Origin of the sequence: Mesoflavibacter zeaxanthinifaciens subsp. sabulilitoris (genome assembly GCF_014191595.1) — a bacterium.
Taxonomy (GTDB): Bacteria; Bacteroidota; Bacteroidia; order Flavobacteriales; family Flavobacteriaceae; genus Mesoflavibacter; species Mesoflavibacter zeaxanthinifaciens.
Genome location: NZ_JACHWV010000003.1, coordinates 69,253 through 83,368, shown reverse-complemented (window position 1 = coordinate 83,368; position 14,116 = coordinate 69,253). Strand labels below are relative to the sequence as shown.

At 31.4% G+C, this 14,116-nt stretch carries 13 protein-coding genes; all 13 read left to right on the top strand.

Annotation, left to right across the window (positions count from 1 at the left end):
- Window positions 1-4: 4 nt before the first annotated feature.
- The gene (locus FHS04_RS05155; RefSeq protein ID WP_106679509.1) at window positions 5-1,033 is read left to right on the top strand and encodes a glycosyltransferase family protein; all 1,029 of its coding nucleotides are present in this window, start codon (window positions 5-7) and stop codon (window positions 1,031-1,033) included.
- A 4-nt stretch (window positions 1,034-1,037) separates the two neighbouring features.
- Window positions 1,038-2,105 (top strand): galactosyltransferase-related protein, encoded by a 1,068-nt coding sequence (locus FHS04_RS05150; RefSeq protein ID WP_106679511.1) that lies wholly within the window; start codon window positions 1,038-1,040, stop codon window positions 2,103-2,105.
- Window positions 2,106-2,108: 3 nt separating this feature from the next.
- Window positions 2,109-3,263, top strand: a complete 1,155-nt coding sequence (locus tag FHS04_RS05145) for a glycosyltransferase (protein WP_106679513.1) — start codon at window positions 2,109-2,111, stop codon at window positions 3,261-3,263.
- On the top strand, window positions 3,256-3,945 hold the full coding sequence (locus tag FHS04_RS05140; RefSeq protein WP_106679515.1) for a sulfotransferase family 2 domain-containing protein: 690 nt from the start codon (window positions 3,256-3,258) through the stop codon (window positions 3,943-3,945). The genes FHS04_RS05145 and FHS04_RS05140 overlap by 8 nt, the downstream gene beginning before the upstream one ends.
- A complete protein-coding gene (locus tag FHS04_RS05135; protein WP_106679517.1) occupies window positions 3,945-4,856 on the top strand; it encodes a glycosyltransferase in 912 nt (303 codons plus the stop codon). The genes FHS04_RS05140 and FHS04_RS05135 overlap by 1 nt, the downstream gene beginning before the upstream one ends.
- A gap of 111 nt (window positions 4,857-4,967) precedes the next feature.
- Window positions 4,968-6,122, top strand: a complete 1,155-nt coding sequence (locus tag FHS04_RS05130) for an acylneuraminate cytidylyltransferase (protein WP_106679519.1) — start codon at window positions 4,968-4,970, stop codon at window positions 6,120-6,122.
- 10 nt (window positions 6,123-6,132) lie between these two features.
- Window positions 6,133-7,008, top strand: coding sequence for an N-acetylneuraminate synthase family protein (locus tag FHS04_RS05125; RefSeq protein WP_106679522.1), 876 nt, complete (start codon window positions 6,133-6,135; stop codon window positions 7,006-7,008).
- Between the two features lie 10 nt (window positions 7,009-7,018).
- Window positions 7,019-7,780 carry a sulfotransferase gene (locus FHS04_RS05120; RefSeq protein WP_106679524.1) on the top strand — a complete coding sequence of 254 codons (762 nt, stop codon included), beginning with the start codon at window positions 7,019-7,021 and terminating at the stop codon, window positions 7,778-7,780.
- An 82-nt stretch (window positions 7,781-7,862) separates the two neighbouring features.
- The gene (locus FHS04_RS05115; RefSeq protein ID WP_106679526.1) at window positions 7,863-8,687 is read left to right on the top strand and encodes a polysaccharide pyruvyl transferase family protein; all 825 of its coding nucleotides are present in this window, start codon (window positions 7,863-7,865) and stop codon (window positions 8,685-8,687) included.
- A 303-nt stretch (window positions 8,688-8,990) separates the two neighbouring features.
- The gene (locus FHS04_RS05110) at window positions 8,991-10,391 is read left to right on the top strand and encodes a glycosyltransferase family protein (protein ID WP_106679528.1); all 1,401 of its coding nucleotides are present in this window, start codon (window positions 8,991-8,993) and stop codon (window positions 10,389-10,391) included.
- Window positions 10,392-11,537, top strand: coding sequence for a glycosyltransferase family 4 protein (locus FHS04_RS05105; RefSeq protein ID WP_106679530.1), 1,146 nt, complete (start codon window positions 10,392-10,394; stop codon window positions 11,535-11,537).
- The gene (locus tag FHS04_RS05100; RefSeq protein ID WP_106679532.1) at window positions 11,534-13,096 is read left to right on the top strand and encodes a glycosyltransferase family 2 protein; all 1,563 of its coding nucleotides are present in this window, start codon (window positions 11,534-11,536) and stop codon (window positions 13,094-13,096) included. The genes FHS04_RS05105 and FHS04_RS05100 overlap by 4 nt, the downstream gene beginning before the upstream one ends.
- A complete protein-coding gene (locus FHS04_RS05095; RefSeq protein WP_106679534.1) occupies window positions 13,089-14,114 on the top strand; it encodes an exostosin domain-containing protein in 1,026 nt (341 codons plus the stop codon). Before FHS04_RS05100 ends, FHS04_RS05095 begins: the two co-directional genes overlap by 8 nt.
- Window positions 14,115-14,116 lie beyond the last annotated feature (2 nt).

The following is a 14,116-nucleotide window of genomic DNA, read 5'->3' as shown; positions in this document are numbered from 1 at the left end:
TGTATTGAGACAAGGTAATAACATATCTAAAGATGTATTATTAAAATTAACACCGTGTATGCACCGTGTTATAATACCTTTATATATACCTGAAGAAACAGAATATTACAAGGATTCGTTTGATGTTTTTAGTATGTGTTTAGAGTCACTTCATAAGACCTCCTATACGACACTTAAAATATCAGTGGTTAGCAATGGGTGTAGTGCTGGTATAAATTCTAAATTATTAGAGTTACAACAACAAGGTTTAATAGATGAATTAATTATAGAGCGTGAAGCTATAGGTAAAATAAATAGTTTGCTGAAAGTATTAAGAACGGTAGAAGAGCCCTTTATAACTATTACAGATGGTGATGTTTTGTTTTTAAATGGTTGGGAAGATAAAGTGTTTGAAGTTTTTGAAGCATTTCCTAAAGCAGGAATGGTAAGTCCTGTACCTGTTTTTAGAACTCATTTTAGATTGACTAGTAATATTTGGGTACGCTACTTGTTTAATAAACGTCTTTATTTTAGAGAAGTTAAGAACCAGAACGCATTAACCAAATTTGCTAATAGTATAGGTTGGTCTAGATTAGATGAAAAATGGAAAGAAACTATACTTACATTACAAGGAAAACAAGATGTTACGGCTGTAGTAGGTTGCTCTCATTTTGTTGGGACATATAAACGAGACATTTTTAAATATTTACCAAAAGTCAATAGTAACTATAAGTTGGGCGGAAATAGCGAGTTTTTGTATACTGATAAACCAGTGATTGATGCTGGAGGATATCGATTAGCAACCTATGATAATTATGCATATCACATGGGTAACACTATTGAATCATGGATGTTAGAAACGTATAATGCGTTAGATATAATAGAGCATAAAATGCCATTAAAAAATAATAATGATTTTTTGCTCAAGGATAATTTAATAATGAAGTTAGCTCGTTTTTTATTTGAAAAATTACTTTATTTTAAACCTTTTAAAAGGTATTTATTGAAAAAGAAGGGACTAACAACAAAACAGATTGAAAATTTTATAAGTTAAGCTATTGACTACTATTGTATTAACATATAGAGATCGAGATATCAAGATTGTAAAACATAGTCTAGACACCTTACAACATCAAAACAGTAAGCTATTTAAAGTTATATTGGTTAATTACGGAAGTAGCGCAAGTTATACGGTCTTGATACAAGATTTATGTGAAGAATATGACTTTGTAAACCTTATACATTGTCAAACTGAAGGTGAGTTATGGTGTAAAAGTCGTGCTATTAACATAGCTTTAAAGCAAGTAGATACTTCTTATGTGTTTATTGGAGATGTAGATATGTTATATCATCCGGATTTTGTAAATCAATTAGACAATTTTAAACAGAAGGGAACAGCGACCTACTTTCAGGTTGGCTTTTTAAGTGAAGCAGAGAGTAAAGCGGTAAAAGCTTTTGATGACTACCATATTAACTTTAGATCTAATCCAGAAGCTACAGGTATGACTTTAATGTTTACTGACGATTTAAAAGCGATTAACGGATTTGATGAGTTTTATCACGGTTGGGGTAGTGAAGATACAGATGTACATGTCAGGTTAAAAGCTAACGGTGTAAACGTTAACTATTATGATCAAGAGGTGTTAATGCTTCACCAGTGGCATCCTAAAGCATATCGTAGTGTTACGAGTAATGCACCATTTCATTCCTCTTTAGAACAAATAAATCATGCTTATTTAGCATTTACTAAAGCCTCTAAAAAAACAAAGGTAAATCTTAATTTTAAGTACGGTGATTATAATTACGGTATGTATAAAGCTTTACAAACCGTTGATGCTACATATACGTTAACTAACAGATTATCTGATGTTAAAGGGTTTGTTAATAATGTATTATTACAAACAACTAATCAAACTTTAAAAGTAACTGTTAGTTTAGATGTAAATTATAAGTCTTTTAAAGAGCAATTAAAGGGGTGTTTAGGTAAGAAAACTATTCCTTTTTTGAGTATGCAAGTTGTAAATGATTTGCTATTGGAAACCTTTATTACAAGTTTAAGAGATTGTGCTTATAGCTATAGTTTTAATCAACAAGCTGCTATTATTGTTTTTACTATTAGATTATAATTTATGAAACTTTTAATTGTATCGATGCCCTCTATACATGTTACCCGATGGGTGTCTCAGTTAGAGCATGCTGGTTTTGATGTGTACTGGTTTAATGTGCATGGTACAGATAAAAATACGAAGTTGCCTTGGGTACAACAGAAAGTTAATTGGAAGTTGAAATGGGATTATCCTGGACGTACTTTTTTAAAAAAACGCATACCGATTTTACATAAGGTATTACAACGTTTATTTAGTAATGACACTGCTGTTGTTTTTGAATCTTATTTAAAAGATGTACAACCTGACGTGGTACATAGTTTTGCATTATATGTAGCAGCTACACCTATCGTTGAGGTTATGGAACGACATACACACCTAAAATGGGTATATTCTTCTTGGGGTAGTGATTTGTTTTATTTTAAGAACTTACCTGCCTATCTAAAAGATATAAAACGAGTGCTACAACGTGTTGATTATTTGTTTACCGATTGTAATAGAGATTATCAAATAGCCAAAGATTTAGGGTTTAGAGGAACATTTTTAGGAGTGTTTCCTGGTGGTGGTGGATTTGATTTTGATAGCTATAATCAATATATACAACCTGTTACTGAGCGCTCTGTAATTTTAGTTAAAGGCTACCAAGGACGTTCTGGTCGTGCTATATCTATATTAAAGGCTTTGCAAGACGTTTCAGTAATGTTAAAAGATTATCACGTAGTTATATTTGGTGCAGATCCAGACGTTGTTGACTATCTTAAAATTTATGAACCTAGTTATAGTTTTAAGGTGTTTGAGAAGTCTGCTTTTTTACCCCATGAAGATATTATGAAGCTTATGGGGCAAGCTTTATTGTATATAGGAAATAGTAATAGTGATGGGATGCCAAATACGTTGCTTGAGGCTATTTGTATGGGAGCTTTTCCGATACAATCTAACCCAGGCGGTGTAACAGAAGAAGTTATTACTGATAAAAACAATGGTTTGTTGATTGATGATTGCGAATCGGTAACCCTTATTGCAAAGCAGATTGATTATGCGTTTCAGCATCAAAAGCTAATAGAGCAAGCTTTTATATATAATCAAAAAACAATCAAACCCGAATATGATATTGATTTAATAAAAAACAAGGTTGTAGAAGCTTATAAGTCTATACAAAAAAGAAAGAATTATGATTAGTCATCAACATAAATGTATTTTTATTCATATACCAAAATGCGCAGGAACCACAATAAAGTATTTGCTTTTTCCTGATGAAACGGTAAGCTGGAAAGAAGCAGATTATGATAAATTACATGGATGGTGCCCTGAGAGAAAGTTTTTTATGCAACATGCTACAGCTAAGCAGTTAATAGAGACCGGTTTGGTAACACCAGAGATATGGAAGTCTTATTATAAATTCACTTTTGTTAGAAATCCATGGGATAGGGCTGTGTCGGATTACTTTTGGATGAAAAAAGATAGAAATATAGAAGACAGTTTTAAAAATTATTTACTAAAGCAAGGTAAATTTAAAGCTGTTTTAAATGATGTAGATCAAATATATTACAGAGGAGATCACACTACACCACAAACACAGTTTTTTGATATTGAAGGAGACTATCAAATGGATTATATAGGTCGTTTTGAGAATTTTAACCAAGACATGAAACATATTAGTAATGTGCTAAGTTTAAATTACTCTGAAAGTGTACATGTTAACAAGGCAAAAAAGAAGAAAAAACATTACTCAAATTATTATACAGAAGCATTAAAATTAGATTTTGAAGCCATCTATAAAGAAGATCTATTGAAATTAGATTACCAATTTGAAGCCCTTAAAGCATCAAAGTTTAGTTTAAAAAATATATTTAGATTTTAATGTCATATAACACAAAATTTAAGGTTAGCGTTTTCATTCTAGCTTACAATCAAGAAAAGTATATAGCTCAAACTATAGAGGCTATTCTTGCACAAAATACAAATTTTGAGTTTAATTTAATTATTGGGGAAGATTGTAGTACAGATACTACTTTAGACATTATAAAAGGGTATCAAAAAAATAACCCTAATCGTATAAAAGTTGTCACCTCTGATAAAAACGTAGGGTTAATAGAAAATTTTATACGAACTATAAAAGCTTGTGATGGCAAATATATAGCTATATGTGATGGTGATGATTATTGGATAGATCAAAACAAATTACAAACTCAAGTTGATTTTTTAGAAGAAAACCCAGATTATTCTTTAGTATTTACAGATAAAAATGATTTATATACAGATGGTACATTAATTAGTCCTACTTTAACAAAAGCCGATACTACTATTTTTGCAGATCTAGTAAAAAGTAATTACATTCCATCTGTAACCGTCCTTTTTAAAAATGTTTTTTATAATAAAAATTTGCCAAATTGGTTAGGTAAATACCCTTATGGAGATTGGCCAGTTTACCTAATGCTTTTAAAAGATGGAGGTAAAATAAAATATATAAAATTAATAACCGCAAATTATAGAAAAGACGCTGGTATTACTACTAGTTTAAGAAAAGACCCAAGTCGCGTTATTAAAGTTAATCTAAGTATTTTACAGGATATTTATAAAGACATTCAATTTAAGACTAATAAAAAAGAAATTAAATTAAGTATTAACCAGCATAAGATGGCTTTAATGAAAGCCGAAAATAAAGCAAAACACTATTTAAGTGCATTAAACATTTTAAAGTCGCTTGTTTTTAAAATGCCTACACATAAACTTTTGAGGCATTATTTTAGAAGTCTTTTAGTTAGAAAATAATATGTTTCTAAATAGTTTGTGGTTTATTCCCTTTAATCCGTAAAACATACACTTTCATCCAAAAAAAAATGTATTTTAGCGACTAATTAAGTACAAGAAATCTTACTTATTATGAAATCGATCGGCTTTATTCCTTTACGTCAAGGCTCCAAAGGTATTCCCGGAAAAAACAAACGAAAAATGGTAGGCAGACCTTTATTTACATGGGTTTTGGGTGAAGCTTTGCACTCTGATTTGGACATTGTTTATGTGTATACTGATGACGCCTGGATTATTAATTTTATAGAAAAAGAATATTATTATACAGATAAAGTAAAAGTGTTACAACGTAGTGCATCTAGTGCAACAGACACTGCTTCGACTGAAAGTGCCATGCTAGAATTTGCCGAGACGATTAACTACGATTTTGATGTGTTTTGTTTGCTACAAGCCACATCGCCATTTACAACTGCAACCGATATTAATACTAGTTTGTCAAAGTTACGTGATGGGCATGATTCTACAGTATCTGTAGTAAGTACACATCGTTTTACTTGGAATAGTGATGGAACACCACAAAATTATGATTACAATCATAGACCGAGACGTCAAGATTTTGAAGGGTTGTTAGTAGAGAATGGTGCGGTATATACCTGTACTAAAGCAGTGTTACAACATAAACAGAATCGCTTAGGTGATAAAGTAGGCATCGTACATATGCCTGAAGAAAGCTTGCAAGAGATAGATAGTGAAAATGACTGGTTAGTAGTAGAGCAACTTTTAATTGCTAGGCAACAAGGTCTTAAAAAAGCTGAAAAAATAACTCACTTAGTCTTAGATGTAGATGGTGTATTTACTGATGGTACGATTACTTATACTAAAGATGGAGAACATACCAAGCAATTTGATATGCGTGATGGTATGGGATTAGAAATATTAAGACAGTTTGGTGTTACCGTTATGATTATGACTAGTGAACGTTCTGAGCTGGTGGCTAAACGTATGCAAAAGCTACAAATAGAACAGGTCTTTCTTGGTGTAAAAGATAAGTACACATTGTTAACCTATTTAGCCAAAGCGCAAGGCTTTAATCTAAATAATGTGGCTTATGTGGGTGATGATGTTAATGATCTAGCTAATATATGTAGTGTAGGTTGGTCTTTAGCACCAAGCAATGCTATGAAAGAAGTGACCAATCAAGCCGATATTATTTTACCAAAACCATCAGGAGACGGAGCTATACGTTCTGCTTGTCAATTTATAAAACAATATAACAAAAGATTTTAAAAGGAAATACATGATTAATTATAAGAAACCATACGTTATTGCCGAGATTGGATGTAACCATAAAGGGGATATGGAGATAGCAAAAGAATTAATTAAGGTAGCTAAAATCTTTTGTAATGTTGATGCTGTAAAGTTTCAAAAAAGACATAATAAAGAGTTGTTAACCGAAGCACAATACAATGCGCCACATCCTAATCCTGTAAATTCTTATGGCGATACTTATGGCGCTCACCGTGAATTTTTAGAGTTTGATGTGAATCAACATCAAGAGTTGAAAGACTATTGCGAAGCCATGGGCTTGGATTATTCAACATCAGTTTGGGATTTGACGTCTGCTAAAGACATAGCAGGATTACAACCCAAGTTTATAAAAATACCATCAGCATGCAATAACAATATGAAGATGTTAACTTGGTTGTGTGAGCATTATGAAGGTGAGTTACATATTTCTACAGGAATGACGACTAAAGACGAGATTGATGATTTAGTATCGCTATTTAAAACTCATAATCGTGCAAAGGATTTGGTACTATATAATTGTACCTCTGGTTACCCAGTTCCTTTTAAAGATGTTTGTTTGTTAGATATTAATATTTTGAAAGAGAAATATGGGGCTGAGGTGAAGCATATTGGTTTTTCTGGTCACCATTTAGGCATTGCTGTAGATATGGCAGCTTATACGTTAGGCGCTAATGTGATAGAAAGACATTATACCTTAGACCGTACCTGGAAAGGAACCGATCACGCTGCTTCTTTAGAGCCTGCTGGGTTAAGAAAGTTATCTAGAGACTTAAAAGCCGTATATGAATCGTTGACCTATAAAATACAAGATATTTTACCCATAGAACAGGTGCAACGTGATAAGTTGAAGAACAAAAAAGGATAATTTTAATTAGATGAAAAATAAATTAAAATCAATTAATAGAAATTATTTAAGGCAAAAAATAAAAATTAAAAATTTTCTTTTTGGAGATCATAATTATAAAAAATTTGTAATTATAAGTAGGTCTAGAACAGGTTCTACATTGCTTAAGGCTTTATTAAATGATCATCCAAATATTATTTGTGAAGGAGAATTGTTTAAGGTGTTAAATGATAAAAGTTGTAAAACGATATGGAAAACTTTTTATGGGAAAAAACCAAAAAAAATCCAGCAAGTAGGTTTTAAATTATTTTATTATCATCCATTTGATGAGGATAAGCAGGTTTGGGATTTTATTAAAAATGAAAAGGATGTTACTATAATTCATTTAGTTAGAGAAAATATGTTGAGAGCTTTTGTGTCTCAAAAAATTGGTGAAAAAACTAAAAAATGGACTGAAAATATAAATAGACCACATAAACTAGAACTTGATAATAAAAAAGTAAGCTTAGACTATGATGAATGTTTAGAAACATTTACTAAAATTAGTTCATACGAAAGTCAGGTAAGAAAAGATTTCAGAGATTTTAATTTTGTTGAATTAAGTTACGAAGATTTAAATAAGGATAAAGATAATGCTATTAAACCTATATTTAAAGCTTTAGGTGTACCATATAAAAAAGTTAAAACTGTAATGAAAAAGCAAAATTCTGAGCATTTGTATGATTTAATACAAAATTATAATGAATTATTAAATAAGTTTAAGGATACGGAATGGGAATATCTATTTAAATAAAATTATTTAAACATTTATTCCTAATTTTTTAGATGAATTACCTTTTGTCGGTTTTAATTTATTATTTATAAAAAATAAAAATATGTTTAAAGGGGATAAAATTCCTTTGTTTTGGTGGAGTGAAAAGGTTTTAATGGGTAAATCTTTAGAAAACTATGGTGATTTATTAGGTAAGTACCTAGTAGAAAAAATCTCAGGACGCCAAGCTATCTTTAAGCATACCAAACAAAAGCATTGGTTAGATACAGGTAAAGTTTTAGTAACTATTGGAAGTATCCTAGCACATATTAATAAGCGCTGTGTGGTTTGGGGAAGTGGTATTATTTCTAAATCTGAGCCTGTTAAAAACGCAACGTTTTTAGCGGTTAGAGGTCCACAAACCAGAGCTTTTCTATTGGAAAAAGGCTATGATGTACCTGAGGTATATGGCGATCCTGCTATTCTATTGCCTAACTATTACAAGCCAATAGTAGAACCAATTTATAACATAGGTGTTATACCACATTATTCAGATTATAAGATGGTTAAAGATTGGTATCATGATAATGAAAATGTTATTGTTATAGATTTGATGACCAATGATATAGAAGCAACAACAGATAGCATATTACAATGTAAGCATATAGTTTCTTCTTCTCTACATGGGGTTATTGTCGCTCAAGCTTATGGAATACCAGCAGTTTGGCAAAAGTTTTCTGATAATTTATTTGGAGATGATATTAAATTTCAAGATTATTTTGAGTCCGTAGATATTGATAGTTATCAGCCAGAAATTATTGATCAGCTATTAGATCAGAATAGCTTAGAAATGCTTTTAAAAAAGTATCCGGTGTTACCCAATAAAACTATTGTTGAAGGTTTACAAAAAGGGTTGTTGGAGGCGTTTCCTTTGGAAGTAAATGAATAGTAAGTAGTAGCTAGAAGTAGGAAGTAAGAAGAAAAAGAAAATAGAGCATAGAAAAGAGAGAAAAGAAGTCTGATAAGAGTTTAATAACAGGGTCTAAGTCATTTCGAAAAGCATGAGAAATCACATTATTAGGATTTAACGATTGATGATTATAAAAGAAGAGATTGATCGTCCTCGCAATGACAATGAGGTTTTTTAGTTTAGAGACAAGAGACAAGAGACAAGAGACAAGAGACAAGAAGATTGAAGATTAACAGTAAATATCTAACAACAAAAAACTAAAGTCTAAGAATAAAAACATAAATGAGTAAAAAGGTATTTGTATTTTTTCCTGATGGTGTAGGATTGCGCAATTTTGCATTTACAAAGTTTAAGTCTATAGGTGAAGAGATGGGTTTTGATATTACCTATTGGAACAACACCATCTTTGATTTAGAATCTGAATTGGGTTTTAAACAAGTCACTATTGAAAATCATCAAATACATCCGTTAACACCAATATATTCTAGAGCAAGAAAACGTGCCGAATTAAACGTTTCTAGAGATAAGTTTAACGATGATGTCTATCCAACTTATAAATTTCCGTTTAGTTATAAAGGGTTAAAGAATACTTTTAAAAGTTTATACACGCGATTGTTGATTGGGTTATACTCTTCGGAACAAGGCGTAGAAAAAATAAGACATAAAATAAATGCTTTAGAGCGTAAAAATCCAAAGTACGCCTACTGTAAAGCCCAATTAGAACAACATCAACCAGATTTAATTTTTTGCACCACACAACGTGCGACACAGTCTATTAGTGCTTTATTAGCGGCTAAAGATTTAGGGATACCAACCGTAGCATTTGTCTACTCCTGGGATAATGTCCCAAAAGCCATGCAAGTTGTTGAGACTGACTATTATTGTGTGTGGAGTGAGCATATGAAGCGCGAAGTATTGCAATACTATCCATTTGTAAAACCAGAGCAAGTTTTTGTAACAGGAACACCACAATTTGAACCACATTATAATCATAGTTTAAAAGAAACACGTGAGGACTTTTTTAATACCTATGGATTGGATGTTAATAAGCAATACATTTGCTATTCTGGAGATGATGAAACCACTTCGCCTTTAGATCAGTACTATTTAGAAGACTTGGCTAATGCGGTACGTAGCTTAAATACAAAAGGTTATAATTTGGGAATTATTTACCGAAAATGTCCTGTGGATTTTACGAACCGCTATGATGCGGTTATAAAAAATAATGCAGATATCATTGAAGTCTTAGATCCTATTTGGAAGCAGGTAGGTAGTCAATGGAATCAAGTATTACCATCTCCTGAAGATTTTAAAATGTTGTATAATGTCTGTGAGCATAGTGCTTTTGTTACTAATGTGTGTTCTAGTACCGTATTTGATTTTGTCGCTCATGATAAAGCCTGTATTTATTATAATTACGAGCAACCACAATTAAAAGAAGGTATAAGAGATATAGGTCAAAACTACAAGTATGTGCATTTTAGAAGTATGCCTAGCGAAAAAGCAGCTATTTTTTGCACTGATAAAAATGAATTAGAACATCAAGTTAAACAAATTTTAGATGGTCAATTAACCAATGTTCCAGAAGGTAAAGCATGGTTTAAAATTATTGTAGGCCCAACACCAACAGAAGCCTCTAAAAAAATTTGGGAAGCAATTTTAAATATATTAAATCACAAATAGATGCATATAGGCTACATCACACCTGAATATCCACACCCAGAAGTTAGTCATGCAGCAGGTATAGCGACTAGTATTAAAAACCTAGCTAATAGTTTGGTTAAGCAAGGTGTAAGAGTAACTGTGTTTGTATATCATCAATCCAAGGATGCTGTTATTGAAGCTGAAGGTGTTACTTTACATTTAATAAAAAAACAGTCGTTTAAATTTTTAACTTGGTACTATTATAGAAAATTAGTAAACCGCTATGTCAATACTATTGTTAAGCAAGAACAAATCCATCTTTTAGAAGCACCAGATTGGACGGGTATTACAGCATTTATGCAATTTAAAGTCCCGTTAGTTATTCGGTTTCATGGTAGTGATGCTTATTTTTGTAAGCTTGAAGGAAGGAAACAAAAGTTTAAAAATTTTGTATTTGAAAAACTAGCGTTACAAAAAGCTAAAGCCTATATCGCGCCAACCAGCTATGCCGGAGAAGAGACTGCTAAAATCTTTGGTTTAAAACGTAATAACATTAAAACTATCCATTACGGTTTAGATCTAGATCGGTTTGTTAATACTCATCCTGAGCAATTTCAACCTAAAACCTTATTGTATATTGGGACTATTATTAGAAAAAAAGGAGTTTTGGAGTTAGCAGAAGTATTTAATCGACTTATTGATAAAGACCCTAATGCTCAATTGCTATTAATAGGTGGTGATTCTGGCGATATTAAAACAGGTTCCACATCAACCTATGCCTTAATGCAGTCTCTATTTTCTGAAACGGCAAAATCAAAGGTTAATTATTTAGGAAAAATACCTTATTCAGAAGTTCAAGAACATATAAAAAATGCGCATGTCTGTACTTTCCCAAGTTTTGCAGAAACATTAGGTATGGTGACTATTGAGAGTATGGCACTACAAAAGCCTGTAGTGAATACTAGTTTAGGTTGGGCGCAAGAACTAATAGATGATGAAGTAAACGGTTACTTAATTTATCCTAAGGATACAGCTGCTTATGCAAAGAAGATTATTACATTATTTGAAGATAAAGCGTTATGCCTTAAGTTAGGTCAAGCTGCAAGAAAAAAAGTAGAGCTTAATTTTGATATACAAAAGCAAGTAAAAAAGAATATAGATTATTATCAAAGCTTATTATTATGATTTATTTAATTCACAATAATGAGCAAGCAGTAGAGGTTTTAGATGATCATTTACAAGTTATGAAGGTAGATTTTACATCAAATCAACTAACAACACAGTTATTTGAACTTGCTTCACTTTATCCTAAACAGCTAATAGCTTGGTGTTATTTAGAATTAAAACCATCTTTAAACCCTGATGGGTTTAACAAGGTGTTTCATCATGAAAAAATCATGGCGAGTTTTAATCCTTCCAATCATAACTATCTTTTAGATGCACTTGGGTATGTAGATCGAAGCTATTTTTACAAAGCAAACAAGTCTGTTATGTATCCAACTTGGTTAATGTCTAGCATGGTTGGAGGTGTGCATGCTTCAGTACTTCATACAGTGAGGCATCACATAGATATATCAAGTAATTTTAATTATTTTTTATTAAGTTTTGCAAAACAAGGTATGCCGCAAGGTCTATTTTGTTATTCTTCACCCGAGCTTTTATTGAAAGATACCATTGTAGAAGTTAAAAAAGTAGCTTTTGAAGAGGCTACAGAAGCAATACTTTTTAAATTTGTAAAGCAGCATTATAAATGGGTTTGGGTGTTTTTTTTAGCATTAGCTTATGTTGTTTATGAAAAACAATTGCCAATTGTAGCCTTATTAAAATCGCTATTTTTTAAGCAACAACATCTTGACTTTAATTTAGAGAAATTAAAAATAAATAGTTTAAAACAAGTTAACTCAACGTCTACGGTAGATGTAATTATACCTACCATAGGAAGAAAACAATATTTGTATGATGTGTTGGTAGATTTATCTAAACAAACTTTATTACCTAAAACTGTAGTCATTGTTGAACAAAATCCAGAACCAAACTCTATATCCGAATTAGATTATTTAACCATACAAGATTGGCCATTTGTTATAGATCACACATTTACTCATCAAACCGGTGTTTGTAATGCTAGAAATATAGCTTTGTCTAAAACACAAAGCGAATGGGTATTATTAGGTGATGACGATAATAGATTTGATGCTAATTTGATAGAAAATTTATTAGATTCTGCAATAAATTATGGTATAAAAGCAGCAACAACAGTGTATTTGCAACCACATGAAAAACAAACTTTTATGGATACAGCTCAAACAAGTATTTTTGGAGCTGGTAATACATTAATTCATTCTAGTCTATTAAAAACAGTCAAGTTTGATATGCGTTATGAATTTAATTATGGCGAGGACACAGATTTTGGAATGCAAATTAGATATCAAGGTGAAGATGTTGTGTTTTTTTCAGATATTAAAATAACACATTTAAAAGCTCCGTTTGGAGGTTATAGAACAAAAGTAAAACAGCTTTGGGAAGATGATTTAATCCAACCTAAGCCATCACCAACCATTTATTTATTACAAAGTACTTATTTTACACCTAAACAATTAAATGGTTATCAATTATTGTTAGGACTTAAAGAATATAAAGGTAGTAATATAAAAAATCCTTTTAAGTTTGTTAAGCAATTTAAGGCGAAATGGAAGAAAAGCGCTGAATGGAGTCAAATACTTACCCAGTCTATAAATGCTTAAACTTTACACCAATACCGACTTTTTAACAGAAACGTATCGACGTCAAGTCTTTCCGTTGCTGTTTGATTTGGTATTTAAGCCAAACAAAGATCTGCTTAGTTTGTATCATATTACCGATACCATTACAGATGCAGATGTAGTTGTGTTTCCTATAGATTATGAAGTATTTATTAAACATGAACAAGCTAGTCAGGAACTATTGCAGCTTGCTAAACAACATCAAAAGCCATTATGGATTTATACTGCAGGGGATTATGGATATACTAACTACATCAAAAATAGCTATACGTTTAGATTAAGCGGTTTTGATAGTTTGTTGTCTAAAGCAACTTTTATATTGCCTTCATTTATAAATGATCCTTATTCGACTTTTTTAAATTTAGAATTTAAACGTTTAGACAAAACAGAACAACCTACTATTGGTTTTGTAGGGCACGCCCAATTAGGGTTTAAAAAGTGGTTAAAAGAGTTAGTTAACCATTTAAAATACAGTGTTAAGCGTTGTTTTAAAGGCTGGTTGGTAGATAAGCAATCGTTTTATCCTTCAAGTATTAAACGCGCTAGATATTTACAAACATTAGCAGTAAACAATAAAGTAAACACCAATTTTATATTGCGAAATCAATACCGCGCAGGATTACATAATGAAGCCACTAGACGCGACAGTAGTATTGCATTTTACGACAATATTTATAATACTGCTTATACCTTTTGTATTCGTGGTGTTGGCAATTTTTCGGTGCGTTTTTATGAAACTTTAGCAGTCGGACGTATCCCTATTTTATTAAATACAGATTGTAGATTACCATTAGCAGATACTATTGATTGGCAAAAACATTGTGTGATTATTGATGCTAAAAGTAAGGTGCCAATGATTAAACAAATCCTTGATTTTCATCAGTCATTAAGTGAAGCTGAATTTAAAGCATTACAACAGGCTAATAGAGAGCTATGGTTACAGTATTTACAACGTGACGCCTATTTTAAAGCCATTTATAAACAATTTAAAGCAAGTTAGTT

Excerpts from the sequence above, each read along its gene's own strand:
- FHS04_RS05145 (WP_106679513.1), top strand. The coding sequence starts at position 2,109 with ATGAAACTTTTAATTGTATCGATGCCCTCTATACATGTTACCCGATGG.
- FHS04_RS05140 (WP_106679515.1), top strand. The coding sequence starts at position 3,256 with ATGATTAGTCATCAACATAAATGTATTTTTATTCATATACCAAAATGC.
- FHS04_RS05135 (WP_106679517.1), top strand. The coding sequence starts at position 3,945 with ATGTCATATAACACAAAATTTAAGGTTAGCGTTTTCATTCTAGCTTAC.
- FHS04_RS05130 (WP_106679519.1), top strand. The coding sequence starts at position 4,968 with ATGAAATCGATCGGCTTTATTCCTTTACGTCAAGGCTCCAAAGGTATT.
- FHS04_RS05125 (WP_106679522.1), top strand. The coding sequence starts at position 6,133 with ATGATTAATTATAAGAAACCATACGTTATTGCCGAGATTGGATGTAAC.
- FHS04_RS05120 (WP_106679524.1), top strand. The coding sequence starts at position 7,019 with ATGAAAAATAAATTAAAATCAATTAATAGAAATTATTTAAGGCAAAAA.
- FHS04_RS05115 (WP_106679526.1), top strand. The coding sequence starts at position 7,863 with ATGTTTAAAGGGGATAAAATTCCTTTGTTTTGGTGGAGTGAAAAGGTT.
- FHS04_RS05110 (WP_106679528.1), top strand. The coding sequence starts at position 8,991 with ATGAGTAAAAAGGTATTTGTATTTTTTCCTGATGGTGTAGGATTGCGC.
- FHS04_RS05105 (WP_106679530.1), top strand. The coding sequence starts at position 10,392 with ATGCATATAGGCTACATCACACCTGAATATCCACACCCAGAAGTTAGT.
- FHS04_RS05100 (WP_106679532.1), top strand. The coding sequence starts at position 11,534 with ATGATTTATTTAATTCACAATAATGAGCAAGCAGTAGAGGTTTTAGAT.
- FHS04_RS05095 (WP_106679534.1), top strand. The coding sequence starts at position 13,089 with ATGCTTAAACTTTACACCAATACCGACTTTTTAACAGAAACGTATCGA.